Source organism: Lentzea sp. NPDC051838 (assembly GCF_040681245.1).
Classification (GTDB): domain Bacteria; phylum Actinomycetota; class Actinomycetes; order Mycobacteriales; family Pseudonocardiaceae; genus Lentzea.
In genome coordinates, this window is sequence record NZ_JBFAYI010000001.1 from 538,564 (window position 1) to 562,386 (window position 23,823).

Annotated in this window: 23 protein-coding genes; 19 read left to right on the plus strand and 4 right to left on the minus strand. The window is 71.0% G+C overall.

Translation table 11 applies throughout. The features are described from left to right. Position 1 precedes the first annotated feature (1 nt). A complete protein-coding gene (locus tag AB0M24_RS02170; RefSeq protein WP_363759676.1) occupies positions 2 to 715 on the plus strand; it encodes an SDR family oxidoreductase in 714 nt (237 codons plus the stop codon). Here the strand turns inward: AB0M24_RS02170 and AB0M24_RS02175 are convergent. Then, positions 712 to 1,593 carry a LysR family transcriptional regulator gene (locus AB0M24_RS02175; RefSeq protein WP_363759679.1) on the minus strand — a complete coding sequence of 294 codons (882 nt, stop codon included), beginning with the start codon at positions 1,591 to 1,593 and terminating at the stop codon, positions 712 to 714. The genes AB0M24_RS02170 and AB0M24_RS02175 overlap by 4 nt on opposite strands. A 66-nt stretch (positions 1,594 to 1,659) precedes the next feature. Here AB0M24_RS02175 and AB0M24_RS02180 point away from each other — a divergent pair, with 66 nt between their 5' ends. After that, the gene (locus AB0M24_RS02180) at positions 1,660 to 2,139 is read left to right on the plus strand and encodes a cupin domain-containing protein (protein WP_363759682.1); all 480 of its coding nucleotides are present in this window, start codon (positions 1,660 to 1,662) and stop codon (positions 2,137 to 2,139) included. Here the strand turns inward: AB0M24_RS02180 and AB0M24_RS02185 are convergent. Continuing rightward, on the minus strand, positions 2,136 to 4,931 hold the full coding sequence (locus tag AB0M24_RS02185; protein WP_363759685.1) for an AAA family ATPase: 2,796 nt from the start codon (positions 4,929 to 4,931) through the stop codon (positions 2,136 to 2,138). The genes AB0M24_RS02180 and AB0M24_RS02185 overlap by 4 nt on opposite strands. A 140-nt stretch (positions 4,932 to 5,071) precedes the next feature. On the opposite strand from AB0M24_RS02185, the gene AB0M24_RS02190 reads away from it, so the two are divergent. From AB0M24_RS02190 to AB0M24_RS02200, 3 genes are all read left to right on the plus strand, one after another. Next, positions 5,072 to 6,814 carry an FAD-dependent oxidoreductase gene (locus AB0M24_RS02190; RefSeq protein WP_363759688.1) on the plus strand — a complete coding sequence of 581 codons (1,743 nt, stop codon included), beginning with the start codon at positions 5,072 to 5,074 and terminating at the stop codon, positions 6,812 to 6,814. A 38-nt stretch (positions 6,815 to 6,852) separates the two neighbouring features. After that, a complete protein-coding gene (locus AB0M24_RS02195; RefSeq protein ID WP_363759691.1) occupies positions 6,853 to 7,449 on the plus strand; it encodes a LuxR C-terminal-related transcriptional regulator in 597 nt (198 codons plus the stop codon). A gap of 171 nt (positions 7,450 to 7,620) precedes the next feature. Further along, entirely contained in the window at positions 7,621 to 8,217 is a 597-nt protein-coding gene (locus AB0M24_RS02200) for a hypothetical protein (RefSeq protein WP_363759694.1), read from the plus strand. Here AB0M24_RS02200 and AB0M24_RS02205 read toward each other — a convergent pair. Together AB0M24_RS02205 and AB0M24_RS02210 are read right to left on the minus strand one after the other, a co-directional pair. Beyond that, complete coding sequence (locus AB0M24_RS02205) at positions 8,207 to 8,881, minus strand: ferritin-like domain-containing protein (RefSeq protein WP_363759697.1); 675 nt, start codon at positions 8,879 to 8,881, stop codon at positions 8,207 to 8,209. The genes AB0M24_RS02200 and AB0M24_RS02205 overlap by 11 nt on opposite strands. 70 nt (positions 8,882 to 8,951) lie before the next feature. Further along, positions 8,952 to 9,989, minus strand: coding sequence for an alcohol dehydrogenase catalytic domain-containing protein (locus AB0M24_RS02210; RefSeq protein WP_363759700.1), 1,038 nt, complete (start codon positions 9,987 to 9,989; stop codon positions 8,952 to 8,954). A gap of 19 nt (positions 9,990 to 10,008) precedes the next feature. Here AB0M24_RS02210 and AB0M24_RS02215 point away from each other — a divergent pair, with 19 nt between their 5' ends. The 14 genes from AB0M24_RS02215 (at position 10,009) to AB0M24_RS02280 (ending at position 23,821) form a co-directional block, all read left to right on the plus strand. Next, complete coding sequence (locus AB0M24_RS02215; RefSeq protein WP_363759703.1) at positions 10,009 to 10,737, plus strand: SDR family NAD(P)-dependent oxidoreductase; 729 nt, start codon at positions 10,009 to 10,011, stop codon at positions 10,735 to 10,737. Positions 10,738 to 10,812: 75 nt separating this feature from the next. Further along, the gene (locus AB0M24_RS02220; RefSeq protein WP_363759706.1) at positions 10,813 to 11,682 is read left to right on the plus strand and encodes a branched-chain amino acid ABC transporter permease; all 870 of its coding nucleotides are present in this window, start codon (positions 10,813 to 10,815) and stop codon (positions 11,680 to 11,682) included. Positions 11,683 to 11,692: 10 nt separating this feature from the next. Further along, on the plus strand, positions 11,693 to 14,170 hold the full coding sequence (locus tag AB0M24_RS02225; RefSeq protein ID WP_363759709.1) for an ATP-binding cassette domain-containing protein: 2,478 nt from the start codon (positions 11,693 to 11,695) through the stop codon (positions 14,168 to 14,170). Continuing rightward, the gene (locus AB0M24_RS02230; protein ID WP_363759712.1) at positions 14,167 to 15,180 is read left to right on the plus strand and encodes an acyl-CoA dehydrogenase family protein; all 1,014 of its coding nucleotides are present in this window, start codon (positions 14,167 to 14,169) and stop codon (positions 15,178 to 15,180) included. The genes AB0M24_RS02225 and AB0M24_RS02230 overlap by 4 nt, the downstream gene beginning before the upstream one ends. Before the next feature lie 76 nt (positions 15,181 to 15,256). After that, complete coding sequence (locus AB0M24_RS02235) at positions 15,257 to 16,045, plus strand: enoyl-CoA hydratase/isomerase family protein (protein ID WP_363759715.1); 789 nt, start codon at positions 15,257 to 15,259, stop codon at positions 16,043 to 16,045. 4 nt (positions 16,046 to 16,049) lie between these two features. Then, on the plus strand, positions 16,050 to 16,436 hold the full coding sequence (locus AB0M24_RS02240) for an OB-fold domain-containing protein (RefSeq protein ID WP_363759718.1): 387 nt from the start codon (positions 16,050 to 16,052) through the stop codon (positions 16,434 to 16,436). Then, complete coding sequence (locus tag AB0M24_RS02245) at positions 16,433 to 17,566, plus strand: thiolase family protein (RefSeq protein ID WP_363759721.1); 1,134 nt, start codon at positions 16,433 to 16,435, stop codon at positions 17,564 to 17,566. Before AB0M24_RS02240 ends, AB0M24_RS02245 begins: the two co-directional genes overlap by 4 nt. Further along, a complete protein-coding gene (locus AB0M24_RS02250; RefSeq protein WP_363759724.1) occupies positions 17,563 to 18,750 on the plus strand; it encodes an acyl-CoA dehydrogenase family protein in 1,188 nt (395 codons plus the stop codon). The genes AB0M24_RS02245 and AB0M24_RS02250 overlap by 4 nt, the downstream gene beginning before the upstream one ends. Next, a complete protein-coding gene (locus AB0M24_RS02255; RefSeq protein ID WP_363759727.1) occupies positions 18,747 to 19,658 on the plus strand; it encodes a phosphotransferase family protein in 912 nt (303 codons plus the stop codon). Before AB0M24_RS02250 ends, AB0M24_RS02255 begins: the two co-directional genes overlap by 4 nt. 2 nt (positions 19,659 to 19,660) lie before the next feature. After that, on the plus strand, positions 19,661 to 20,863 hold the full coding sequence (locus AB0M24_RS02260) for an acyl-CoA dehydrogenase family protein (protein ID WP_363759730.1): 1,203 nt from the start codon (positions 19,661 to 19,663) through the stop codon (positions 20,861 to 20,863). Beyond that, on the plus strand, positions 20,860 to 21,630 hold the full coding sequence (locus AB0M24_RS02265; RefSeq protein WP_363759733.1) for an SDR family oxidoreductase: 771 nt from the start codon (positions 20,860 to 20,862) through the stop codon (positions 21,628 to 21,630). The genes AB0M24_RS02260 and AB0M24_RS02265 overlap by 4 nt, the downstream gene beginning before the upstream one ends. Next, positions 21,630 to 22,349: an SDR family oxidoreductase gene (locus AB0M24_RS02270; RefSeq protein ID WP_363759736.1), complete on the plus strand. Its 720-nt coding sequence runs from the start codon at positions 21,630 to 21,632 to the stop codon at positions 22,347 to 22,349. The genes AB0M24_RS02265 and AB0M24_RS02270 overlap by 1 nt, the downstream gene beginning before the upstream one ends. A 28-nt stretch (positions 22,350 to 22,377) precedes the next feature. Further along, positions 22,378 to 23,136, plus strand: a complete 759-nt coding sequence (locus AB0M24_RS02275) for an enoyl-CoA hydratase/isomerase family protein (protein WP_363759739.1) — start codon at positions 22,378 to 22,380, stop codon at positions 23,134 to 23,136. 58 nt (positions 23,137 to 23,194) lie between these two features. After that, the gene (locus AB0M24_RS02280) at positions 23,195 to 23,821 is read left to right on the plus strand and encodes a TetR/AcrR family transcriptional regulator (RefSeq protein WP_363759742.1); all 627 of its coding nucleotides are present in this window, start codon (positions 23,195 to 23,197) and stop codon (positions 23,819 to 23,821) included. Positions 23,822 to 23,823: the final 2 nt, after the last annotated feature.

Sequence of the window (23,823 nt, forward strand, 5' to 3'; positions counted from 1 at the left end):
CATGCCCAAGCTCGACCACTCCGTCGTGCTCGTCACTGGAGCCAACGGCGGCCTCGGCACGCACTTCGTGCACCAGGCGCTCGAACGCGGTGCCGCCAAGGTCTACGCCGCCGCACGCACGCCGCGTGACTGGCACGACGACCGGATCGTGCCGCTCCAGCTCGACGTCACCGACCCGGTGTCGATCTCGGCGGCGGCCGCGCTGGCCCCGGACGTCACCGTCGTCGTCAACAACGCGGGCGCTCTCAACGGTTCCAGCGTCCTGGACGACGACCTTTCCGCCATCCGCGCGTTGTTCGAGACGAACTTCTGGGGTGCGCTGGCCGTGACCAACGCCTTCACTCCGGCACTGCGGTCGGCCGGGGGAGTCCTGCTCAACGTGCTGTCCGTGCTGAGCTGGGTCGGCAACGGAGATGCTTACAGCGCGACGAAAGCGGCGTTGTGGTCGGCCACCAACACCCAGCGGATCAAGCTCGCCGCGGACGGGATCCACGTCGTCGCGCTGCACCTCGGCTACGCGGACACCCGCATGGCCACCGGTGTCTCCGCGGCCAAGCTCGCTCCCGCGGACGTGGTGCGGGCGGCGTACGACGGCGTGGAAGCGGGCGAGTTCGAGGTCCTCGCCGACGATCTCAGCCGCCGGGTGAAGGCAGGCCTGGCCGGTCCGCTCAAGGTGCTCTACCCGCAGCTGCGCGCCGCGTCCACAGTGGACTAGAACTCGCGCCGGAAGGCGTCGACGGCCACGGAGACCGGGCCGCGGCGGCAGGTCAGGATCAGGTCGATCGCGCAGTCCTCGAGCGGGACGAACCGCACCCCCGGCGGTTGCAGGATGGTCTGGAACGACTGCAGCATCACCGACACAGCCAGCCCTGCCGCGACGGTGGCGACGATGTTGGTCAACGTGGCTTCCTGCACCACCGTGCGCACACCGGCCGCGCGCAACTGGTCAGCGAGCCAGAGATACCCGACGGGCTGATCCGAGCGGTTGAAGAAGGTCAGCGGTTCGCCGGCGAGGTCGGCGAACCGCACGGACTCCTTGCCCGCCAAGGGATGGTCCTCCTGCACGACCACGCACACCTGCTCCGCCGACAGCACCTGGTGGTGGAGGTCGCCGGGAGCCGGTTCGATCAGGTTCAGCGCGACGTCGACCGCTCCTTCGCGCAACGCCCGCCACTGGTCCTCGTCGACCAGTTCGGTGATGCTGACCGCCACCAGCGGGTGCTGCCGGCGGAACCGGGCCAGCGCGCCGACGAGCTGCACCGGCGAGCAACCGGGCAGCACCGCGATGGCCAGGCGCCCGACCTGCCCCTGCGCGGCCTGCTGTGCCACCCGCAGCACGTCGTCCGCCGCGTCGAGAGCCTGACGGGCTGCCGCGACCACGGGTTCGGCCGCCCGCGTGACCTGCAGCCGCCGGCCGGCGCGTTCGAACAACGGCAGCCCGAGTCGTTGTTCGAGCAGCCGCAACTGCCTGCTCAACGACGGTTGGGCGATGCGCAGGCGTTCGGCCGCGGCGCTCACACTCGCCTCGTCCGCGACGGCGATCAACGCCTGCAGCAACCGCAGTTCCACGCCTGCGTCCGGCGACGTATGCATTCTCGCTATGTTATCCAAGCGAACAGGTCTTGGACAGCTATAGGTGCGCGGTTGTCTGATCGAGGTATGACGTTCCATCTTCCGACCAAGCCGGCGATCCTGACGCCGGACGAGCAGCAGGCCGTGTGGTTCCTCGGGGCCCTGATCCGGATCCGGACCGGCGGCACGGAGACCGGCGACCAGCTGGCGGTTCTCGAGCACCTGGGCGAGCGCGGCTACAACAGCCCGGCGCACCTGCACAACCACGACGACGAGACTTTCCTCGTGCTCGAAGGAGAGTTGCGGGTCGAGGTCGACGGCGAGACGCGCCCTGTCGGGGCGGGCGCCGCGGCTTTCCTGCCCCGCAAGCTGTCCCACGCCTTCGTGGTGACGAGTCCTGAGGCGCGGTTCCTCACCCTGCACACGCCCGCCGGGTTCGAGAAGTTCGTGCTCAAGGCGGGGACGGCGACGCCTCCGCTCGAGGACCTGCCGCCGGATCCGGCCGCACTCGGCGCGATGGCGGCCGCGTACGGCATCGAGATCGTGGGTCCGCCGCCGGCTCTTTAGTCGTCGCCCAACGCGTCCCGGAGCTGGGTGCGGTTCGTGATGCCCAGCTTCGGGAAGATCTTGTACAGGTGCGTGCCGACCGTCCTGTGCGACACGTAGACCTGGTCGGCGATCTCCTTGTTCGTCATCCCGGCCGCCGCGAGACGGGCGATCTGCAGCTCCTGCGCGGTGAGGCCGTTCAACGGCTTCGGTGCCTTGGCGCGGGCAGGGGCACTTCCGGCCGCACGGAGTTCGCTCGCGGCACGGTCGGCCCAGGGACGCGCACCGGCGGCGTCGAAGGCGCGCAACGCGGCGCCGAGCTGATCCCTGGCGTCGACGATGCGGCGAGTGCGGCGCAGCCACTGCCCGTAGGCGAGCCGGGTGCGGGCCACCTCCAGCGCGGCAGGGCTTTCCGCCGCCAACGCCAGCGCGAAATGCTGTTCGGGGTCGTCGCCCGTCTGCGCGAGCGAACGGTGTACGAGGTTGTCCAGGTGTGGGCTCGCGAACGCGGACTTGGTGGCACAGGCCCGTTCCAGCACCGGCCGCACCTCGTCGATCCGGCCCGCGCGCACGGCCGCCTCGGTCAAGTCTCCCAACGACCAGAGCCTCGTGGTGTGGTGTGCCTGCGCGGCGCTGAGCGCTGTCCAGGCGTCCTCGTGCCGGTTCTGGTTGAGCGCGACCAGTCCTGCCGCCCAGCTCGCCCTGGCCTTGAGCACGACGAGCCGGTCGGTTCCCGCGAGCGCGGTGCTGTCGTCGAGCGCGGTGAGCGCCCGCTGGTCGTCACCGCGCCACGCGTGCGCCATGGCCGACGTGGCCGCGGAGAAGGCCGCCACCACCCGCAGCCCCAGTGCGGTGCCGACCTCCTGGGCGAAGCCCGCGTCCGTGAGAGCGTCCCGCACCTCGCCGAGCACGACCCGGATCCTGGCGCGTTCGTGCAGCATCCACGCCTCGTCACCCGGCATGCCCGCGCGGCGGAAGTGCGTCACGCCCATGTTCCAGCAGTCCAGCGCCGCGGCCGGGTCGTGCACGGACTCGGTCATCAACCCGAGGCCGATGATGATCTGCGGCCGGCTGGGCGATCGTTCGACGTCGTCGGAGAGGTAGCTCTCGCGCACGAACCGCAGCAGGCCGGGAAGCTGCTCACGCGCCTGCGCCGCGTGCTCGGCCGGAGCGAGCAGCACGCGGGCGACGAGCGCGAGCAGTCCGCCGTCCTCACCTGCTGCGTCGTCGACGGCGTGCCGGAGCCGGTCGCGCACGTCGTCCGGCAGTCCGTGCGTGCAATGCGCGGTGGCGGCCGTGGCCAGCACGCGCAGTCGTTGCGTCGGGTTCTCGGTGCCGGACGGTCCTGCGAGCCGCCCCACCAGATCCAGCAGGTCCTCGGTGCTGCGGCCGGGCACCAGCGCGCTGCTGGTGAGGGCGACCTGCGTCAGCGCCAGCAGGGTGAGCACGTCGGGGTCTTCCGCCGATCCCCACACCTCCCGCACCAGCGCCGTGCTGTCGGCGACGTCTCCCGCCTGACGCGCGATCTCCGCCGCGGTCGCGAGACGACGGGCGCGGTCCGTTGTGGACGAGGAGATGGCTGCGGCCCTGCGCAGAGCCGCGACCGCTTCGGCGGTGGCGCTGCGGGCGCGGGCACGGACGGACGTGGCTTCGAGTTTGGCGGCCACCTCGTCGTCGTGGTCGGTGACGGCCGCGGCCGCGTGCCAGGCCGCGCGGTCCGGATCGGTCGCCGCCGCGGCCAGCACCTGGTGCGCGGCAACGCGTTCGGCCAACGAGGCTGCGCCGTAGACCGCCGAGCGCACGAGCGGATGCCGCAGCAGCACCCGGTCGCCGTCGAGCGCCACGAGCCGCGCGCGTTCGATCGGCGCGAGGTCGTCGAGTCCCAGGCCCGCGGCTGCCGCAGCTCCCATGAGCTGGCTCAGCGACGCCTCAGGCGCCGCCGCGACGAGCAGCAGGAGGCGCCTGCCGCGTTCGGGAAGTTCCGCCACCCCGGCCAGAAACGCCTGTTCGAGCCTGCGGGTCGTCGGCCACCACCGATCGGCGCCGAGGTCCTGCCGGTTCGTCGCCACGCGGGCGAGCTCGACCAGCGCGAGGGGGTTGCCGGCGGACTCGGTGAGCACCAGCCGCCGGGTCTGCGCGTCGAGCGCCGGCCGTTGTTCGCGCACCAGCTCTTCCGACTCGGCCTCGGTCAGCGGCCCCAGCGCGATGTCCACCAGCGGGATGGAGCGGATGACGTCGGCTGGGCCCTCCCCGGCGTCGAGCGCGTGGTCGGTGCCGTCGGTGCGCATCGTCAGCATCAGCAGCACCGGCGTGTTCACCAGGCGCCGCGCGACGAACGCGATGGTCTGCGCGGTGGACGCGTCGAGCCACTGCGCGTCTTCCACCGCGACGAACACAGGCTGTTCGGCCGCGTGCTCCTCCAGCAGCCCCAGCGTGGCGAGCCCGACCAGCAGGCGGTTCGGCGGCGGACCCTCGGCGCGCCCGAGCGCCACCTCCAGCGCCCGCCGTTGCCCGGCGGGCAACACCGCCAGCCCGCCGAGCAACGGCTGGAGCAGCTCGTGCAGCGCGGCGAACCCGGACGTGGTCTCGCTCTGCACGCCGTTGCAGTGCAACCCGCGGAAGCCCTGCTCGGCGGCGATCCTGGCCACCGCGCCGACCAGAGTCGTCTTGCCGATGCCGGCGTCCCCTTCGAGCAGGACGACCTGACCACCCGGTCCGATCTCCGCGAGCAGCTCCTCACACCGGGCCAGCTCGCGTTTGCGCCCTACCAGCGGAACGGAGCCGGCACCCGTGCAAGCGAAGTGGGTCGGCATCCCGCTGATCCTAGCCACTTCGCCGACGTCGGCAGGGGCAGCGGGAATTGCCCCCGAGGGGCGAGATCACCGCTCAAGAGATCTCTCGGTTCTTCGCAGTGCCACCGTGAGAGCGATTCCCCGAGAAAGGCCCCACCGCCATGCACAGCGCCGACCACGCCCTCGCCGACGGGACGTCGTTCCCGGAACTCGGGTCACGCCCGGAGGACCTTCTCCAGGTGGCGAACCAGGTTCTCGACCCCGACCAGCTCGCCAGGGCGGCGACCTACGGCGTTCAGCGCGACGTGGAGGCGGGGGAGTTGCTGTACGAGGTCGGCGACGCGAACTGCGATCTGGTCCTCTGTGGAACCGCGACCCTCGCCTCCTACCGCATCCGCACGTCGGCCAACGGCGGGGAACCGTTCCTCGTCTCTGGTCCGGGTGGGTTCGCCGGCGAGCTGAGCCTGCTCACCGGTCAGCGGCGCAACCTCGCGGTGAGGGCGGCCGAGGCGGGCACCGTGCACGTCGTCGACCAGCCGTCGTTCCGGCGGCTGATGGCCCAGCAGACCGACCTCGGCGACCTCTTCCTGCGCGGGTTCCTCGCCCGTCGCCGCATGCTGCGCTGGGGATCGGAGCAGTCCACCCAGATCGTCGGCGATCCGCGGTCGGGCAACGGCCTCGCGCTGCGTGTGTTCCTGTCCCGCATGGGCCTTCCGTACCTCTGGCTCGACAGCACGTCCGAAAGCGGGACGGCGGCACTCGCCGACGCGGGCCTGCGAACAGAGGACCTGCCGGTCGCGTTCACCGCGGGCGAGACGCTGGTGCGGGTGACGCCCGGTGCGCTCAGCGAACGGCTCGGACTGTCCTACCGGAGCACTGGCCGGGGCGTCGCGGACCTCGCGATCATCGGCGGCGGGCCGGCCGGGCTCGCCGCGTCCGTCTACGCGGCCTCCGAAGGCCTGAGCACGGTGTTGTTCGACGGCGTCGTGATCGGCGGGCAGGCGGCCACGAGCGCTCGCATCGAGAACTACCTCGGCTTCCCGTTCGGGCTCAGCGGCCTCGACCTGACCACGCGGGCCGCGGTGCAGTCGTTGAAGTTCGGCGCCGAGCTCGTCAGCCCGTGCGCCGTCGCCGACCTTCGTCCCGCGGAGGACGGCCTGCTGCTGACGTTGGCGAACGGCGAGGAGATGGCCGCGCGCACGGTGCTGATCGCGACCGGCGCGGCGTACCGATCGCTGCCGGTCGAGCGGTGGGACCACTTCGTCGGTGCCGGGATCTACCACGCCGCGACGGATCTGGAGGCCCAGAGCGTCGCGGGCGAGCCGGTGGTCGTCGTCGGTGGCGCCAACTCGGCGGGCCAGGCCGCTCTGCACCTCGCCCGGCACGCGAGTCACGTGACACTGCTGGTGCGAGGGGCGGATCTCGGTGCTCGCATGTCGTCGTACCTGGTCGACCGCGTCCTGGCGGACCGCCGGATCACGATCCGCCTGCGCAGCGAAGTCGCGGCGTTGCACGGATCCGAACACCTGACCGGCATCTCGGTGGCCGCGAAGGACACGGGCACCACCGAGGAAGTCGAGTGCCGGGGCCTGTTCAGCTTCATCGGCGCGGTGGCCGCGACGTCCTGGCTGCGCGACCTCGCCGTCGACACGACCGGCTTCGTCCTCACCGACGCCCACCTGACGCCCGACCACCTCGGCACCCGCTGGCAGGGGCTGGAACCCGGCCCGCTGCCGTTCGAGACCAGCGTGCCCGGTGTGTTCGCGGCCGGTGACGTCAGGCTGGACTCGATGAAACGCGTCGCCGCCGCGGTCGGCGAGGGTTCCGGAGCCGTGCGTTCGGTGCACCAGGCGCTGAACCGGCGGTACGTCGGCAGGCACCACCTCAAGTCGACAGTCGTTTGACGTACGCGTCCCCGGCGGTCACGCGGCAGTGTTGCCGCATGATCTCCGTGCGTGCCCTCGCCACCGACGAAATGACCCTCCTGGGGCTCGGGGTCATGCTCGCCCAGCGGCCGGAGGTGCGGATGGTCGAGGAAGGCGCCGACGTCCTCGTCTTCGCCGCACACCGCCTCGACAGCCGCACGACACCATTGCTGCGCAGCGCGGCCGACACGCACGGTTGTCCCGTCGTGCTCCTGCTCGACGACCTGGCCGAGCCTCAGCTGCTGCTGGCCGTCGAATGCCAGGTGCAGGCGATCCTCCCCAAGTCGGCGCTCACCGCCCAACGCCTCGTGCACGCCATCAGCGCGGCCGCCGCGGGTGAGGGCCTGCTGCCTCCATCACTGGTCGGCGGCCTCCTCAGGCACGTCAGGTTCCTGCTCGACGAAGCGGGGCTCAACGCGGCGGGCCTCACGCCCCGTGACGTCGAGGTCGCGCGGCTGCTCGCGGACGGCAGGGAGAACGTGGAGATCGCCGCCGAGATGGGCTTGTCCGAGCGCACCGTGAAGGCGGTGGTGCAGGCGATCACCAGGCGACTTCGCCTGCGCAACCGCACCCACGTGGTCGCTCACGCAATGCGCTACGGCCTCATTGTCTGATCGGTTCACTTTTGGGTCGAAATGTGAGCATCCCCACCCGGCCGTGGGGTTCCCCGTGCTCATTTCGTAACATTGCCCGCCGTGTGAGCGTGCCCCCGTCCCCAACGCAAGGTGTTCCCCCGAATGCAGGGCCGACATAGACCCCCGCAGTTACCCAGTCGCAGGCTGCCCATGGCGGTAGCCGTCACCCTCGGCGCGAGCATGGCCGCGACCTTCTGGGTAGTCCGCGGTTCGGACGAGCCGGTGGACCCCACCTTGGCGGCCGCCAACCTGGCCGCCCAGTCCACCTCGATCAGCCAGAGCACGTCGTCTGTCACGTCGTCGACCACCACGCCGACTCCGGTGACCACGACGACGACGGTGGAGACCACCACCACGCCGCCCCCACCGCCTCCGCCGCCTCCACCACCGCCCTGCCCGACCACCCTGGAGGGTGTGAAACCGCACGTGGCGCAGGTGGGTCACCACATCGACGGCAAGTTCGACGTCACCGACATCGGCGGTGCCGTGGGCCGGTCCGGCGGCGGCGACCACCCGACCGGTCTCGCGCTGGACTTCATGGTCAACACCACCACGGGCAACGCCCTGGCCGACTACGTGCTGGCCAACCGCAAGGCGTTCGGCGTCACCTACGTGATCTGGCGCCAGCGCATGAACGACGGCAGCGGCTGGAAGGCGATGGAGGACCGCGGCAGCCCCACGGCCAACCACATGGACCACGTCCACGTGTCGTTCCTGGCGAACGCGACCGTCACCGTCACCTGCTGATCTCGTGGGCGACGCCGCCCATGATCCCTTGGCGTCGCACCATGCCGAGCGTCTCCACGACGAACTGCCACGGCCGGACGCCGAGCTGCCGCAGGCCTGGCCCGTGGTCGTGCGCGACGGTCACGACGGCTCCGGCGAACAGCAGCCACCAGAACGCCCGCGCGGCTCGGCCGACCCGGCCGAGCCGGGCCTGGTGGAACGGAACGTGCCGCTCCTCGTCCCGCAGAATCCGATCCGCGACGTCCGCGACGAGCGGGTCACGACTGCCGTCCCGCAACGCGCGGTAGTACCGCAGCGCCACGGTCTCCGCGATGAGCAGCACCATCAGCTCCAGCCGGAGTCCCAGCGCACGGCGTAGCCGCACGAACACCGCGTCCGTCCAGTGCGAACTGATGGTCGGCTGTCCGGCAGCCCGAAGCAGGTGCTCCAGCATCCGCGCGTGGTTCTGCTCCTCGGCGACGAACATCCGCACCGCCGTGCCGTACGTCCCGGTGCCCGCCTTGGCGATCAGGTTGGCGCCGTCGCCGGACTCGCCGACCTGGAAGCGTTGCACGCTCTTGACGACGTCGGGGTGCAACCGGGCGCCCACGCTCCAGTCGGGGTCACCCGCCAGCTTCCGGCGCTCGGCCTCGGCCTCGAAGTTCTCGACCCATGTGGTGAACATGATCGGAAGACGGCCGGATCGCCGCCCGCGTTGGCCGGGTTGTGGGGAGGTTCTGTGAAGGTTCCGGTGCTCACTGCGGAACGAGCACGACACGGCCGAGCACGCGGCCGGACCTGAGGTCGTCGAAGGCTTGGACGGCGTCGCTCAGCGGCCGCACGTCCGTGGTCACGGAGAGCTTTCCGGCCTCGGCGAGCGCGACGACGGCGTGCAGGTCCGGCCTGGTGCCCCAGAACGGCAGGGTCAGCCTCGCGCCCTGGGGGAGTGGACCCGGTTTGCCGATCGTGAGGTGCCCGCCCCCGCTGCCGAGCACGGCGAGGGTGCCGCCGGCGCGCAACGTCGCGGCGCCCAGCGCGAGCGTCGTGTCGGTGCCGACGAAGTCGAGGACGGCGTCGAAGCGGGTCCCTTCGCGCAGGGCCGTGGCCTGGCCTGCGAGGACGCCCTCGTGGGCCCCGCAGGCGCGGGCGAGGTCGAGCGCGTCCTCGCGGGTGTCTACGGCGACGACCCGGCTCGGGGTGAGGGCGCGCAGGAGTTGGACGGCGAGGTGTCCCAGGCCGCCGACGCCGACGACGGCCACCGCGGAGTCCTCGCCGAGATCGCCGAGGCCGGCGATCGCGTGGTACGGCGTGAGCCCGGCGTCGGTGAGAGGCGCGGCCTGGGTGGCGTCCAAGCCGGTCGGGACGAGGTACTGGGAGTGCGGCACGAGGACGTGGCCCGCCATGCCTCCGTCGCGGCCGAGTCCCGCCCCGGACCAGCCGAGGCCGGCGCGGTGGTCGCAGTAGTTGTCCTGCCCCGCAAGGCATCGACGGCACTGTCCACAGCCCCACGGTCCGTAGACGACCACTCGCTCGCCGATCGTGACGTCCTGGACGTGCGCGCCGATCGCGGCCACCCGTCCGGCGATCTCGTGGCCGAGCGTGAAAGGCAGGCGATAGGGCAACGCGCCGGGGAGGGCGTCGAGGACGTGCAGGTCCGAGTGGCAGACGCCGACCGCCTCGACCTCCACGAGCACTTCGTCACCGGCGGGATCGCGCACCTCGGCCTCGGTGAGCTCGGGCAGGCCGCGCCAGGTGGACAGTCGTACCGCCTGAGTCTTGCGTGTCCCGGTCACAGCGGCCCACGATACAGAAATGAACTCAGTTCAGGAAGGTCGAGTGGCTCTCGTGACCGGCGCGGGGTCGGGCATCGGCGCCGCGGTCGCGCGCAAACTCGCCGCGCAGGGCGCTCAGGTCGTGCGAGCGGACATCACTGCGACGGACGGGGGAGTGGTGGTCGACGTGGCCGATCCCCGTCAGGTGGACGAGCTCGTCGCCGGCCTCGGCAGGCTGGACGTCGTGGTGCACGCGGCCGGGGTGGACGATCCGCGGGCGAAGCAACGGATCGCGGACGCGCTGGAGGCAGGACGGCCGCCGGAGGTGACCGCGTCGCTCGACGCGGAAGCCTGGCGACGGGTGATGAGCGTCAACCTCGACGGCACGTTCCACGTCCTGCGCGCCGCGGTGAGGGCGATGGTGCCGCGCCGAGCGGGCACGATCGTCGTGGTCGGCTCGTCGTCCGCGTTCGACGCACCCGCGGGCTACCCGCACTACGCGGCGTCCAAAGCGGGTGTGCACGCACTCGCGCAGGCCGTCGCCAAGGAGGTCATCCCGTTCGGCGTCCGGATCAACGTCGTCGCACCGGGGCCGACGGACACCGGGATGGCGGCACGCACGCCGGCAGTGCTGCGTCAGGCGTTCGCGGGCCTTCCGTACGCGACGCCGGAGCAGATCGCGGACGTCGCGGTCTTCCTCGCGGGCGAGGAGTCGGCGAACGTGGCAGGCGCGGTCGTGCTCGCGAACGGTGGCCGGTTCACGGTCTGAGGCTTGTCATCGGCCGGACGCGCGTCTACCGTCAACTGAACTGAGTTCACTTTGTCCTCAACGGAGAGGGATGACGTGGATCAACTCCTGCTCGTGTTGGTCAGCGGGGTCGCCAGCGGGGCGATCTACGGACTGATGGGCCTGGGGCTCGTGATCATCTACCGCGCGACGGACGTCGTGAACTTCGCGCTGGCGAGTCTCGCGACGCTCGGGCTCTACGTCGCGATCACCTTCCACGACAACGGTTTCGCGGTGCTCGTCGGCGTGCTGGGCGCGGTGGCGATCACCGTCGTCGCGGGGCTGGTCGTCCGCGAGGTGGTGATCAGACCGCTCGGGCAGGGTCAGCTCTTCGCCGCGCTCGTGGTGACGATGGGTGTCGCGCTCATCGCCGAGAGCGCGATCAGCGAGCTCTGGGGCACGCAGCCCAAGGCGTTCCCGAGCATCGTCGACGGCACGGTGCGCGTCGGGGAGGTCGCGATTCCCGCGCAGAGCCTGCTGACCATCGCGGTCGCGGGCGTGGCGATGGCGCTGGTCGCGTTCCTGTTCGGACGGACCACGGTCGGCTCGGCGATGCGCGCGGTCGCGGAGTCCGCCGACACCGCGCAGATCATCGGCGTCAGCGCGCAGCGGATCGCGCGGATGGCCTGGGCGCTCGGACTCGGGCTCGCCGCTCTCGCCGCGTGCCTCTACGCGCCGAAGGTCGGCCTGGTGCCCACCGTGCTGGCGGCGCCGCTGTTCCGGGCGTTCGCGGGGATCTTCCTCGGAGGGCTCAACAGCATGTACGGCGCGGTTGTCGGCGGCCTGGTCGTCGGCGTGCTGGAGAACCTCGGCGCGAGCTACGTCTCGGCGAGCTTCCGCGACACCTTCGTCTTCTCCTTCACCGTCCTCGTGCTGCTGATCCGCCCGCAGGGTCTGTTCGGCACACGCACGTTCCAACGGGTGTGAGGTAACGCCAATGTCCTTTCTCCGCTCCAGAACGGCACAGGCGCTGCTCTGCCTGCTCGCCGCGGCCGCGGTGGTCGCCGTGATGAGCTCGGGCGCGCTCCCGCCGTACCAGGCGTACTCGGTGGCGCTGGCCGCCGTCTACACGATCGTCGTGCTCTCGGTCGGGCTGCTCGCCGGCTGGTCCGGCGTCTGGTCGGTCGGCCATCCCGCGTTCTTCGCGCTGGGCGCGTACTTCGCCGCGTACGGCAGCGGGCACGGCTGGTCGGTGGAGACCATCGTGCTCGGCACCGTCGTCTCCGCCGCGGCGCTCGGCGGGTTCATCGGGTTCGCCGGCGCCCGGTTCTCGACGCTCTACATCGCGTTGCTGACGCTGGCGTTCAGCCTGGTCTCGCTGGAGGTGATCAACCGCTGGACCGCCGTGACGGGTGGCGACCAGGGCGTCCCCGTCGCGCAGATCTCCACGCTCGCGGGGCCGCTTCCCAGCGGTGGCACCGAAACACAGCTCGTGTCCGTCGCCGCGGCCGGGGTGTGCCTGGCGATCGCCGTCATCGCGAAGGGGTCCGCGCTGCGGATGCGGCTGGTCGCGGCCAAGTCGCACCCCCTGGTGGCGCAGTCGGTCGGCATCGCGCCCGAGGCGCAGTCGGCGCTCTCGTTCGCGGTGAGCGCGGCGTTCACCGGGGTCGCCGGGGTGCTGCTGGGTCTGATCACGGGGTTCGTCAGCCCGGACCTGTTCTCGCTCAACCTCGGGGTCTCGCTGATCGCCTCGTGCGTGCTCGGCGGTGTCGGCAGCGTGCTGGGCGCGGTGGTCGGCGGGGTCTACCTGGCCTGGTCGCCCACCCTCGCCGGTGCGGCGGGACTGCCCCAGCCGGTCGTGCAGGGCGTGGTGCTGATCGCGGCGTTGCTCTTCCTGCCCGGCGGCGTGGTGCCGTTCCTCGGCAAACTCTTCCGGTGGCTGCCCAGGAAATCCCGCCCCGTGGCGCCGTCTGTTGCACCGGAAGTCGTCCGCAGGGCACCGGAAGGTCCGCCACTGCTGTCGTTGAACGACGTGACGGTGCGGTTCGGTGGCCTGAAGGCTCTGGAAGGAGCGTCGCTCTCGGTGCGGCGAGGCGAGGTGCTGGCCGTCATCGGCCCGAACGGCGCGGGCAAGACGACCCTGCTGAACGTCCTTTCCGGACTCGCGGGCGGCGGCAAGGTCGAGGGCACCGCCCAGTTCGACGGCAAGCAGCTGCTGACGTCCCGGGCAACGGCTCGGCGGCGGCTCGGGATCGGGCGCACCTTCCAGCACGCGGAGACGTTCGACGAGCTCACCGTCGCGGAGAACCTCCTGTGCACGCAACGCCGGATCACGTCGCGGCACCGCGCGGTCGTGCACGAGCTGCTCGGGCGGGTGGGTCTCGCCGAGGTCGCCGACCGCAACCCCGCGGACCTGCCGTTCGGCCTGCAGAAGCGCCTGGACCTCGCCAGGGCGATCGCGGAGGACCCGAAGCTGCTGGTCCTGGACGAACCGTTCGGCGGGCTCGACGCGGACGAGCGCGCCACGGCGGCGAAACAGATCGAGCGGCTGCGCGACGGCGGCGCCGCGGTGCTGATCATCGACCACGTGCTGGACGACCTGTTCGCCGTCGCGGACCGGGTCGTGGCCTTCGACTTCGGCAAGCCGATCGGCGAGGGCCCACCGGGAGAGGTGTTGCGGGACAGCGCGGTCCTCGCGTCGTACCTCGGCACGTCCGCCGCCCGCACCCGGCCCGCGGCACGGGCAGCCGACGCGCCGGTGGTCGTCCGGCTCGCCGGGATCGAGCACCACTACGGCGGCGTCGCGGCGTTGCGGGGGATCGACCTGGCCGTCCACCAGGGTGCCGTGCTCGGCGTGGTCGGGGCGAACGGCGCGGGCAAGAGCACGCTCGGCCGGATTCTGCACGGCTCGCTGCGGCCCTCCGGCGGCACTCGTGACGTGAGTGCCGTGCGGTCCAGCCTGGTGCCGGAAGGGCGGGCGCTGTTCAAGACGTTGTCGCTCAAGGAGAACCTCGAAGTCGCAGCCTATGCCGCAGGGCTCAGGGGCGCACGGATGCGGTCGCGGCTCGACGAGACCACCGAGTGGTTGCCACCGCGCGTCCGCAACAGGCTCGCGGTCCAGGCCGCCGGGCTCAGCGGCGGCGAACAGCAGATGCTCGCCATCGCCCGCGCCCTGATGGCGGAACCGGACGTGCTGATCGTCGACGAACCCGCGCTCGGCCTCGCCCCCGCACTGGTCGACGAGGTCTACACGCGCCTGGCGGAGCTCGCGAGCGGCGGCATGACGGTGGTGCTGCTGGAACAGCTGCTGAGCCGGGCGATGGCGACCTGCCACGAGGTCGTGGTGCTGCACGAAGGCGTAGTGGCCGCACGGGGTGCGGCCACCGATCCCGAGTTCACCGGCCGGGCCGAGTCGGCGTACTTCGGCGGCGAGCACGCCGTCGCGCTGGGCGTGACGGCGCTGGAGACGACATGACGTACCCCCGGATCGACCCGGCGCTGCTCGGCGAAACCCCGGAGCAGCGAGAGCTCCGTGCGGTGGCGCGGGACTTCTTCGCCGAGCACGGCGGCGACCAGTGGAAGCGGATGGCGAGTGAGCTCGGCGTCCAGGGACTGGCGATTCCCGAGGACTACGGCGGCGCCGGAGGCACGTTCGCCGAGCTGGCCGTGGTGTTGCAGGAAGCCGGGCGGGCGTTGTGCGCTTCCCGGTTGCTCCCGACGGTCGTGCTCGCCGCGCACACGTTGCTGTACAGCGGGAACACCGAGGCCTGTGCGCGCTATCTGCCGGGGATCGTCGACGGGACTCGCACGGCGACTGTGGCGTTCGGGGGCGACGTCCAGGTCCGTGACGGGACGCTGCACGGGACGGCGGACTTCGTTCTCGACGGGGCGGACGCCGACCTGGTGCTGGTCAGCGCGAACGGTCAGGTCTTCGCCTCGGAGGAGGTGGCGCGCACTCCCCGGCGCGTGCTCGACGAGACCCGGCCGCAGGCTCTGCTCGAGTTCCGCGGCGCACCTGCGATTCCCATAGGCAGCGCGGAGATCGTGCCACGGGTGCTCGACGTCGGGCGTGCGGCTCTGGCGGCCGAACAGGTCGGCGGCATCGGGCACGCCCTGGAGTCGACGGTGTCCTATGTGGTGCAACGCAGGCAGTTCGGACGGCCCGTCGGCTCTTTCCAGGCGGTGAAACACCGGCTGGCCGGCCTGCTGGTCGAGTACGAGGCCGCCCGGTCGGCGGCCGCCTACGCCGCCGCGTGCGTGGCCGCGGAGTCGCCAGAGCTGCCGGTCGCGGCTGCCGCGACCGCCGTCTGTTCGTCCGCCTACCAGCTCGCGGTCGCCGAGTACGTCCAGCTGCACGGCGGAATCGGTTTCACCTGGGAACATCCCGCGCACCGCCACGTCCGGCGGGCACGTTCCTCCGAGGTGCTCCTCGGCACCACCCAGGACCGTCTGGCGGAGCTCGCCGGCGTGCTGGGACTCGCCTGACCGCTTCACCCCATTGACAGCGGGCGCTTCCCGCCTTTAGAACTTGAACTGAATCCAGTTCAGTTAGGAGACCGAGATGGCCGTGGAAGACGAGATCCAGTTCGAGCGCGACGGGCACGTGGCCAGGGTGTGGCTGAACCGGCCGTGGAAGAAGAACTGCGTCACCGTGCCGATCCTGGAGCGGCTCGACGAGATCATCGCCGAGGTGGACAAGGACCCGGAGCTGCGCGTGCTGGTGCTGCGCGGCCGCGGCGGCACGTTCTGCTCCGGGTTCGACCTGGACAGCCTGCAGGCCGAGTACATCGGCAGCTCGACGGCCATGGACGTCGCGGTCATCTCGGCCAAGGTCTGCGACCGGCTCTACTCGATGAACACCCCGTCGGTCGCGGTGCTGGAGGGGTACGTCACCGCGGGCGGCTTCGAGCTGATGATCTCCTGCGACTTCGCGATCGCGTCCGACGAGGCCAAGATCGGCGACTTCCACATGCGCCGGGGGCTCTTCGGCGGCGCCGGCCCGATCTACCGGGTGCCTCGGATGATCGGCATCCGCAAGACGAAGGAGCTGATGCTCACCGGCAAGCTGCTCTCCGGTGCGGAAGCCGAGAAGTTCGGTCTCATCAACAAGTCCGCGCCGGCGGAGGAGCTCGACTCCACTGTGGACGAGTTCATCGGTCACCTGACGGACAAGAGCCCGTTCCAGATGCGGATCACCAAGATGACCATCGACCGCAGCCTCGACGCGGACACGCAGTCGCTGATGGTCATGGAGCACCTCGCGGTGGGCGTGACGCTGAACTCCGACGACGCCGCCGAGGGTGTCGCCGCGTTCCTGGAGAAGCGCGAGCCCAAGTGGACGGGGCGCTGACGAGATGGCGGATGGCACGTTGTGGACGTGGACGGTGCAGCGGTTCGCACCGAAGTCGCCGCCGTACGTCGCGCCCGAGGGCGGCTTCCGGCCGTTCGCGCTCGGCTACGTCGAGCTCGACGGCGAGGGCGTCCGGGTGGCGGCGGTGCTCGACGTGCCGGATCTCGACGACGTCCACATCGGGATGAGGCTGTCGGTGAAGGCGTCGGCCGGTGTGCCGCGGGCCAGGCCGTGTCCGGCAAACCCGTCCGCGACAGCAGCGGCCGAGGGGCCCGGAGGCGGCACCGCCGCCCGGTATGAGGGCGCTGCGGCGGCACCGCCTCCGGGCCTCTCGCCCGCGCCTCTCATCGAACGGGTTCGCCAGACACCGCCCGGGCCGGTGGCGTCATGACCGGAGTGGTGATCTGCGGTGCCGCCCGCACGTCGTTCGCCCGGTCCGAGCGGACCGGGCGGGAGCACGCGGTCGCGGCGATCACCGCGGCGCTCGCCGACGCGGGGATGGACTGGGCTCGGGTGGGGGCGGCGTTCGGTGGCAGCGACGCCGCCGGGCTCGCCGACACCCTGGTCGCCGACCTCGGGCTCACCGGGATTCCGTTCGTCAACGTCAAGAACGGGTGTGCCACCGGCGGTTCCGCGCTCGTCTCGGCGGTCAACGCGATTCGGAGCGGGATGGCCGAGGTCGTCGTGGCGGTCGGCTTCGACAAGCATCCGCGAGGTGCGTTCGACCCACGCCCCGAGGACTGGGGCCTGGACGACGCCTACGGGCGTGACGGGCTGATGGTCACCACGCAGTTCTTCGGCATGAAGATCCAGCGCTACATGCACGACCACGGCATCACGCCGTGGACGTTGGCGCTGGTCGCGGAGAAGGCCTACCGCAACGGGAGCCTCACACCGGAAGCGTGGCGCCGCAAGGAGGTCAGCGCGGACGAGATCCTCGCGTCCGGCATGGTCAACGACCCGCTGACCCGCTTCATGTTCTGTTCTCCGGGGGAGGGCGCGGTGGCGGTGGTCCTGTGCTCTTCCTCGGTCACCACCCGGGATCCGGTCGCGCTGCGCTCGGCCGTGGTGCGCACGCGGCGGGCGGGCTCGTTCGAGGTGTTCAGCCCACTGGTCGACGCCGGCCCGTTGACCAGTGTCAGCAGGGACGCGGCCAGGGCGGCGTTCGAGCAGGCCTCGCTCGGACCGTCCGATGTGGACGTGGTGCAGCTGCAGGACACCGAGAGCGGGGCTGAGGTGATGCACCTGGCCGAGTGCGGGTTCTGCGAGGACGGCGAGCAGGAGAAGCTGATCGCGGCGGGGGCCACCGAGATCGGAGGCACCCTGCCGGTCAACACCGACGGCGGCTGCATCGCCAACGGCGAGCCGATCGGCGCGTCCGGGCTGCGGCAGGTCTACGAGATCGTCCAGCAGCTGCGCGGCCGGGCGGGTGCGCGGCAGGTGCCGGGGCGCCCCAGGATCGGGTTCACCCACGTCTACGGCGCTCCCGGAGTCAGCGCGTGCACGGTGCTGAGCCGATGAGCGGGCCGGCGGAGTTCCGCGCGGAAGCCAGAGCTTGGCTGTCCACTGTGGCTGATCGGAAGCCGGAAGCGGCCTGGGGGACCGGCGACGACTCGGTGGCCGTGTTCGAGAACTGGACCGAGGAAGAGGAACACGAGCACACCGCTCAGCGCCAGGACTGGGAACGGACCCGGTTCGACGCGGGCTGGGGTGCGCTGAGCAGGCCGGTGGAGCTCGGCGGACGCGGCTTGCCCGCGTTCTACGAGCACCTCTACCGCACCGAGGAGGCGGAGTTCGACCTGCCTCGCCGCCCGGAGATCTTCCCCGTCACCCAGCACCTGGTCGCCCCGGCGATCGAGCTGTGGGGCACCGAGGAGCAGAAGAACCGGTGGCTGCGGCCGATGCTGCGCACCGACGAGCTGGCGTGCCAGCTGTTCTCCGAGACCGAGGCCGGCTCCGACCTCGCGGCCGTCCGGACCCGTGCCGTGCGCGACGGGGACAGGTGGATCCTGAACGGCCACAAGGTCTGGACGTCCGGCGCGACGGTGTCGACCTGGGGCGTGGCGGTGTGCCGGACCGATCCGGACGTGCCCAAACACGCCGGCATCACGGTGTTCCTGGTGCGGATGGACGCGCCCGGCGTCACGGTGCGCCCGATCCGGCAGATGACCGGCGGATCGAGCTTCAACGAGGTCTACCTCGACGACGTCGCCGTCCCCGACACCGACCGGCTCGGTCCGGTCGGGCAGGGCTGGAAGGTGACGCTCAGCGTGCTCGCCGCGGAACGGCTGGACTCCGGCTCGCTCGGCCTGGACAACGCCGACCGCGCGATCGACCTGGCCCGCCACCGGCCGGTGCTGACCGACGCCGAACGGCAGCAGACCGCGGAGCTCTTCGTGCGCACGCTGGTCCAGCGGTTGATCGGCCTGCGGGTCACGGCCGCGCTCGCCGCGGGCCGTGAACCCGGCGCCGAGGCGTCGGTGGGGAAGCTCTACGCCACCGAGACGATGCGGCGCACCAGTGATCTCGTGCTGCGCCTGCTCGGACCGAAGCTGGTCGCGGACACCGGCGAGTGGGGAACGTTCGCCTGGACCGAGCACCTGCTCGGCGCTCCTGGCTACAGCATCGCCGGCGGGTCCGACGAGATCCAGCGGACGATCCTGGCCGAACGCGTGCTGGGACTGCCGAAGGAGCCGTCCAGATGACTCTGTCCGAACGGGTGCGCGCGCGACTCGGCGCTGGCGAGCTGGAAGTCCTGCCCGGCGGGCATTCGGGCCTCACCTACACCTTCAACGGCACCTACGTCGTGAAGGCAGTACCGCCGGGCCAGAAACCGGTGGGGCGCAACGACGTCCTGCGACAGGCACGAGTCCTGCGCGCGTTGCAGGGCTCGCCGGTGCCGGTGCCCGGTGTCGTCGCGGTCGACGAGGAGCCGCCTGGGTGGTTCGCGATGGAGTTCGCCGAGGGCGAGGCGATCGAGCCCGTCCTCGACGAGCACCCGCTCACATCGGAGCTGGCGCACAACAGGATGGTCGAGGCGGCTCGGGTGCTGCGGCGCCTGCACGACTCCGGTCCGGTCGCCGGAGAGCCCGCTGTCGGGGTGGCGGGGGAGCTGGAGCGGTGGAGCCGGACGATGCACGCCGTCCCGGCCTCGTTGCGGCCAGGAGCCGACAAGCTGTTGCGGTTGCTCGGTGAGGACGTCCCGGAGGACGGGCCGCCGGTGCTGGTGCACGGCGACTTCCGGCTCGGCAACGTCCTGTTCACCGGGATCACGGCGACCGCGGTCGTGGACTGGGAGATCTGGAGCACCGGTGACCAGCGCGTCGACCTGGGCTGGTTCCTGCTGTTCGCCGACCACCGCAACTTCCCCGAACTGGGTCGTGCCGTGCCCGGTCTGCCGAGCGAGGAGGAGCTGCTGGAGATCTACGACGGTCACGAACTGCCGGCGATGGCGTGGTTCCGCGCGCTCGGGCGGATGAAGATGGCCGCGATCATGGGCCACAACCTGCGCCGCCACCGCGAGGGCAAGCGGCACGACCCGGACCAGGAACGGTTGCCGCCGACGATCGCCGCGATGATCCGGTCCGCCGTGGACATTCTGACCTGGAGGTAGCCATGGACTTCGCGCTCTCCACCGAACTGCTGGACCGGGTGTCGTCCTTCATGGACACTCACGTCCTGCCCGCCGAACCGTTGTACGACCAGCAGATCGCTTCTGCTTCGAACCCGCACGCACTGCCACCGATCATGGTGGAGCTGAAGGAGAAGGCCCGCGCCGAGGGCTTGTGGAACCTCTTCCTGTCCCACGGGAGCTGGGGTGCCGGGCTGACCAACCTGGAGTACGCGCCGCTCGCCGAGCAGATGGGTCGCTCGATCATCGGCAACGAGGTGTTCAACTGCTCCGCCCCGGACACCGGGAACATGGAGCTGCTCGCGCTCTTCGGCACCCCGCAGCAGCAGGAACGGTGGCTGCGACCGTTGCTGGACAGCCGGATCCGGTCGTGCTTCGCGATGACCGAGCCCGACGTGGCCAGTTCCGACGCACGCAACATCCGCACCCGCATCACCCGCGACCGCGACGACTACGTGGTCAACGGCCGCAAGTGGTACACCTCCGGCATCCTCGACCCGGACTGCGAGCTGATCATCCTCATGGGGGTCAGCGACCCGGACGCGCCGACCTACCGGCAGCAGAGCATGGTGCTCATCCCTCGCAACACCCCTGGCGTCACGGTGCTGCGCGATCTCCCGATGTTCGGCTACACCGACCGGCTCGGCCACGGCGACGTGCTCTTCGAGAACGTCCGCGTGCCGGCTCAGAACTTGCTCGGTGGCGAGGGAGAGGGGTTCGCTCTCGCGCAGGGACGGCTCGGGCCCGGCCGGATGCACTACGCCATGCGCGCGGTCGGGTTCGCCGAACGAGCGTTGCAGTTGATGTGCGACCGAACGCTCGCACGGTTCGCGTTCGGCGGCCCGCTGGCGGACCAGGGCGTGGTCCGGGAGTGGATCGCGCGCAGCCGCATCGAGATCGAACAGGTGCGCCTGCTGGTGCTCAAGTCGGCGTGGTTGATGGACACCATCGGCAACGCCGCCGCGCGCATGGAGGTCGCGGCGATCAAGGTCGCCGCGCTGGAGGTCGCCCACCGCGTCGTCGATCGCGCGGTGCAGGCACACGGCGCCGCGGGGGTCAGCGACGACACCGTGCTGGCCAGGCTGTTCTCGATCACCCGTGCGTTGCGCATCGCGGACGGGCCCGACGAGGTGCATCTGCGCACGGTCGCCCGTCACGAACTCGCCAAGTACGAGGAGAAGCTGTGAAGGTTCTCGACGGTCGGGTGGCCGTGATCACCGGCGGTTCGCGCGGTATCGGGCTCGGCATCGCGCGGGCGTTCCGGGCCGCGGGAGCGCACATCGTGATCGCCGCTCGCAAGGAGCAGGGACTCAAGGACGCGCGCGCCGAACTCCTGCGCGGCGAAGGCACGGGCGACGTCCTCGACGTCGTCGCGAACGCGGGTGAACCCGACCACGCCGAGCGGTGCGTCGCGGACACGATGCTCCACTTCGGACGGTTGGACGTCCTGGTCAACAACGCGGCGACGAACCCGTACATGGGTGATCTGCTGGAACTGGATCTGCCCCGCGCCGAGAAAACCGTGCGCGTCAACCAGTACGGGATGATCGCCTGGAGCCGATCCGCCTGGCACGCCTGGATGTCGTCGCACGGTGGCGTGATCGTGAACATCGCCTCGGTCGGCGGCCTGATCGTCGACCCGCAGATCGGCTACTACAACGCCACCAAGGCGGCCATGCTGCTGATGACCCGTCAACTCGCCTACGAGCTGGGCCCGAAGGTCCGGGTCAACGCCATCGCCCCCGGCGTGGTCAAGACCGAGCTGGCACGGGCGGTCTGGGAGGCGCGCGAGCCGGTGCTCACCGCGAAGCTGCCCCTGCGCCGGCTCGGCACGGTGGAGGACGTCGGCAACGCCGCGCTGTTCCTCGCTTCGGACGCCTCGTCGTGGATGACCGGCCAGGCACTGGTGCTGGACGGCGGCGCGACCGCCCTCCCGATCGCCGTGGACTCCTGATGTTCTCGCTGGCAGGCAAAACAGCCGTCGTGACAGGAGCCTCGTCGGGCCTCGGCGCCCGGTTCGCCACGGTGCTGGCCGAGGCGGGAGCCACCGTGTTCGCCGCCGCCCGCCGCGTCGACCGGCTGCGGCAACTGGGGGTGGGCGTGATCCGCTGTGACGTCTCGGTCGAGGAAGATCGGGTCCGGCTGGCCGAGACCGTGGTCGCCGAGACGGGCCGGTTCGACATCCTGGTCAACAACGCGGGCGTGCCGGGGGAGACGCAGGCTGCCAAGGAGACCGCGGACTCGTTCGCCGCGGTGCTCGCAGTGAACCTGGTGGCACCGTTCCACCTCGCTCAGCTGATGGTCTCGCACGGTGGCACCAGCGTCATCAACGTCGCGTCGATCCTCGGTCTCGTGTCGGGCGCGCCGCTGGGTGGCGCGAGCTACGCCGCGTCGAAGGCGGGGCTCATCGGACTCACCCGTGAGCTGGCGGGCCAGTGGGGTGGCGCCGGCGTCCGCGTGAACGCCCTGGCACCTGGTTGGTTCCGCACGGAGATGACCGAGGACCTGTTCTCCGACGAGCGTTCCCGCCGCTGGGTGGACCGCAACACCATGCTGAACCGGGGAGGCGAGGTGAGCGAGCTTGACGGGGCGCTGCTGTTCCTCGCCTCGGACGCGTCCTCGTACTACACCGGCCAGGTCATGGTGGTCGACGGCGGCTGGACAGCGCGATGACGGCCCTGGTGTGGTCTGGCGGCCGGCCATGACCGCCGACGTGGAAGTCCGCGACGGCGTCGCCCATGTGCGTCTGACCCGCGACGCAATCGACCTGGCCACTGCCCGTGGCCTCCTGGACGCTGCCCACCGCACCCGGTCCGAGGACGTCCGCGCAGTGCTGCTCACCAGTGCGGGGCGGTCGTTCTGCCTCGGCGGAGACCTCAAGGAGTTCGCCGCCGTCTCGGATCTCCGCGGCCACCTGCTCCAGGTGACCTCGGCGCTGCACGAAGCGTTGCGCATCTTCGCCACCCTGGACGCCCCGCTGGTCGCGGCCGTGCACGGTGCCGTCGCCGGTGCCGGACTCGGCCTCGTCGCCGCTGCGGACCTCGCGATAGCCGCGGACGACGCCACCTTCGTCGCCGCCTACACCGGAATCGGGTACACCCCGGACGCGGGCGTCAGCTGGTCGTTGCCCCGGCTGATCGGCCCACGACGCGCGCTGGACCTGCTCCTGACGAACCGCACCATGGACGCGACGGAAGCGCTGGACGCCGGGTTGCTGACCGCGGTCGTCCCACCACAACAAGTGATTCCCGCGGCCACCGAGCTCGCGGCGCAACTGGCGGCGGGGCCGACCCAGGCGTTCGCGGTCACCAAACGCCTTGTCCGGCAAGGACTTCAGGTGCCTTTCAGCGCGCACCTGGACGACGAGTCCCGCGCGATCGCCGACGCAGGCGTGTCCGCACACGGGTGTGAAGGCGTCGCGGCTTTCCTGAGCAAACGACGACCTCGTTACACCTCGTGACTGTACCGAATTCAAGTTGGGACTACGCTCGGGAAGAACTTCGACGAGAGGGTAGGCCATGACGGGGGCAAGGCTCGTGGATCCGGACGAGGGACCGCGGTCCAAGCGCGGCGCGATCCTGGCTGCGGCGATCGAGTACTTCGGCGAGACCGGGTACGAGAACACCAAGTGGTCCGCGATCGCCCAGCAGGTCGGGATCGGGCAGACCGCCCTGTACCACTACTTCGAGTCGAAGGCCCACTGCCTGCTGACGATCATGCGGCTGGAGCTGCAGCGCTCGCGGGACCAGTTCGTCGAGGCGACCCGCGACGAGAAGGACCCCGTCGAGGCGTTGCGCGCCGCCGTGCGGGTGGCGTTCGCCGTGTCCGAGCACGAGATCCTGCAGATGCGCATCCTGCAGAACAACATGGTCCTGCTGGCGGGAACCAGGACGTCCCAGCGCGAGGAGACCGAACGCCGCGCGGCACGCGAGCTGGTGCAGCTCGTCGAACGCGACTGGACGCGGTTGCTCACCCAGGGCATGTCCCAGGGCGCGTTCCCGGTGCGGGACGCGCACACGCTCGCGCTGGCGTTGCTCGGCCTGATCGTGAGCGTGTGGCGCTGGTACCGGCCGAGCGGATCGACGCCGCTGCCCGAGGTTCGTGACCTCATCGAAGGCTGTTGTGTACGCATGGTCACGGAATAGCC

Excerpts from the sequence above, each read along its gene's own strand:
- AB0M24_RS02170 (WP_363759676.1), top strand. The coding sequence starts at position 2 with ATGCCCAAGCTCGACCACTCCGTCGTGCTCGTCACTGGAGCCAACGGC.
- AB0M24_RS02175 (WP_363759679.1), bottom strand. The coding sequence starts at position 1,593 with ATGCATACGTCGCCGGACGCAGGCGTGGAACTGCGGTTGCTGCAGGCG.
- AB0M24_RS02180 (WP_363759682.1), top strand. The coding sequence starts at position 1,660 with ATGACGTTCCATCTTCCGACCAAGCCGGCGATCCTGACGCCGGACGAG.
- AB0M24_RS02185 (WP_363759685.1), bottom strand. The coding sequence starts at position 4,931 with ATGCCGACCCACTTCGCTTGCACGGGTGCCGGCTCCGTTCCGCTGGTA.
- AB0M24_RS02190 (WP_363759688.1), top strand. The coding sequence starts at position 5,072 with ATGCACAGCGCCGACCACGCCCTCGCCGACGGGACGTCGTTCCCGGAA.
- AB0M24_RS02195 (WP_363759691.1), top strand. The coding sequence starts at position 6,853 with ATGATCTCCGTGCGTGCCCTCGCCACCGACGAAATGACCCTCCTGGGG.
- AB0M24_RS02200 (WP_363759694.1), top strand. The coding sequence starts at position 7,621 with ATGGCGGTAGCCGTCACCCTCGGCGCGAGCATGGCCGCGACCTTCTGG.
- AB0M24_RS02205 (WP_363759697.1), bottom strand. The coding sequence starts at position 8,881 with ATGTTCACCACATGGGTCGAGAACTTCGAGGCCGAGGCCGAGCGCCGG.
- AB0M24_RS02215 (WP_363759703.1), top strand. The coding sequence starts at position 10,009 with ATGAACTCAGTTCAGGAAGGTCGAGTGGCTCTCGTGACCGGCGCGGGG.
- AB0M24_RS02225 (WP_363759709.1), top strand. The coding sequence starts at position 11,693 with ATGTCCTTTCTCCGCTCCAGAACGGCACAGGCGCTGCTCTGCCTGCTC.
- AB0M24_RS02230 (WP_363759712.1), top strand. The coding sequence starts at position 14,167 with ATGACGTACCCCCGGATCGACCCGGCGCTGCTCGGCGAAACCCCGGAG.
- AB0M24_RS02235 (WP_363759715.1), top strand. The coding sequence starts at position 15,257 with ATGGCCGTGGAAGACGAGATCCAGTTCGAGCGCGACGGGCACGTGGCC.
- AB0M24_RS02240 (WP_363759718.1), top strand. The coding sequence starts at position 16,050 with ATGGCGGATGGCACGTTGTGGACGTGGACGGTGCAGCGGTTCGCACCG.
- AB0M24_RS02245 (WP_363759721.1), top strand. The coding sequence starts at position 16,433 with ATGACCGGAGTGGTGATCTGCGGTGCCGCCCGCACGTCGTTCGCCCGG.
- AB0M24_RS02250 (WP_363759724.1), top strand. The coding sequence starts at position 17,563 with ATGAGCGGGCCGGCGGAGTTCCGCGCGGAAGCCAGAGCTTGGCTGTCC.
- AB0M24_RS02255 (WP_363759727.1), top strand. The coding sequence starts at position 18,747 with ATGACTCTGTCCGAACGGGTGCGCGCGCGACTCGGCGCTGGCGAGCTG.
- AB0M24_RS02260 (WP_363759730.1), top strand. The coding sequence starts at position 19,661 with ATGGACTTCGCGCTCTCCACCGAACTGCTGGACCGGGTGTCGTCCTTC.
- AB0M24_RS02270 (WP_363759736.1), top strand. The coding sequence starts at position 21,630 with ATGTTCTCGCTGGCAGGCAAAACAGCCGTCGTGACAGGAGCCTCGTCG.
- AB0M24_RS02275 (WP_363759739.1), top strand. The coding sequence starts at position 22,378 with ATGACCGCCGACGTGGAAGTCCGCGACGGCGTCGCCCATGTGCGTCTG.
- AB0M24_RS02280 (WP_363759742.1), top strand. The coding sequence starts at position 23,195 with ATGACGGGGGCAAGGCTCGTGGATCCGGACGAGGGACCGCGGTCCAAG.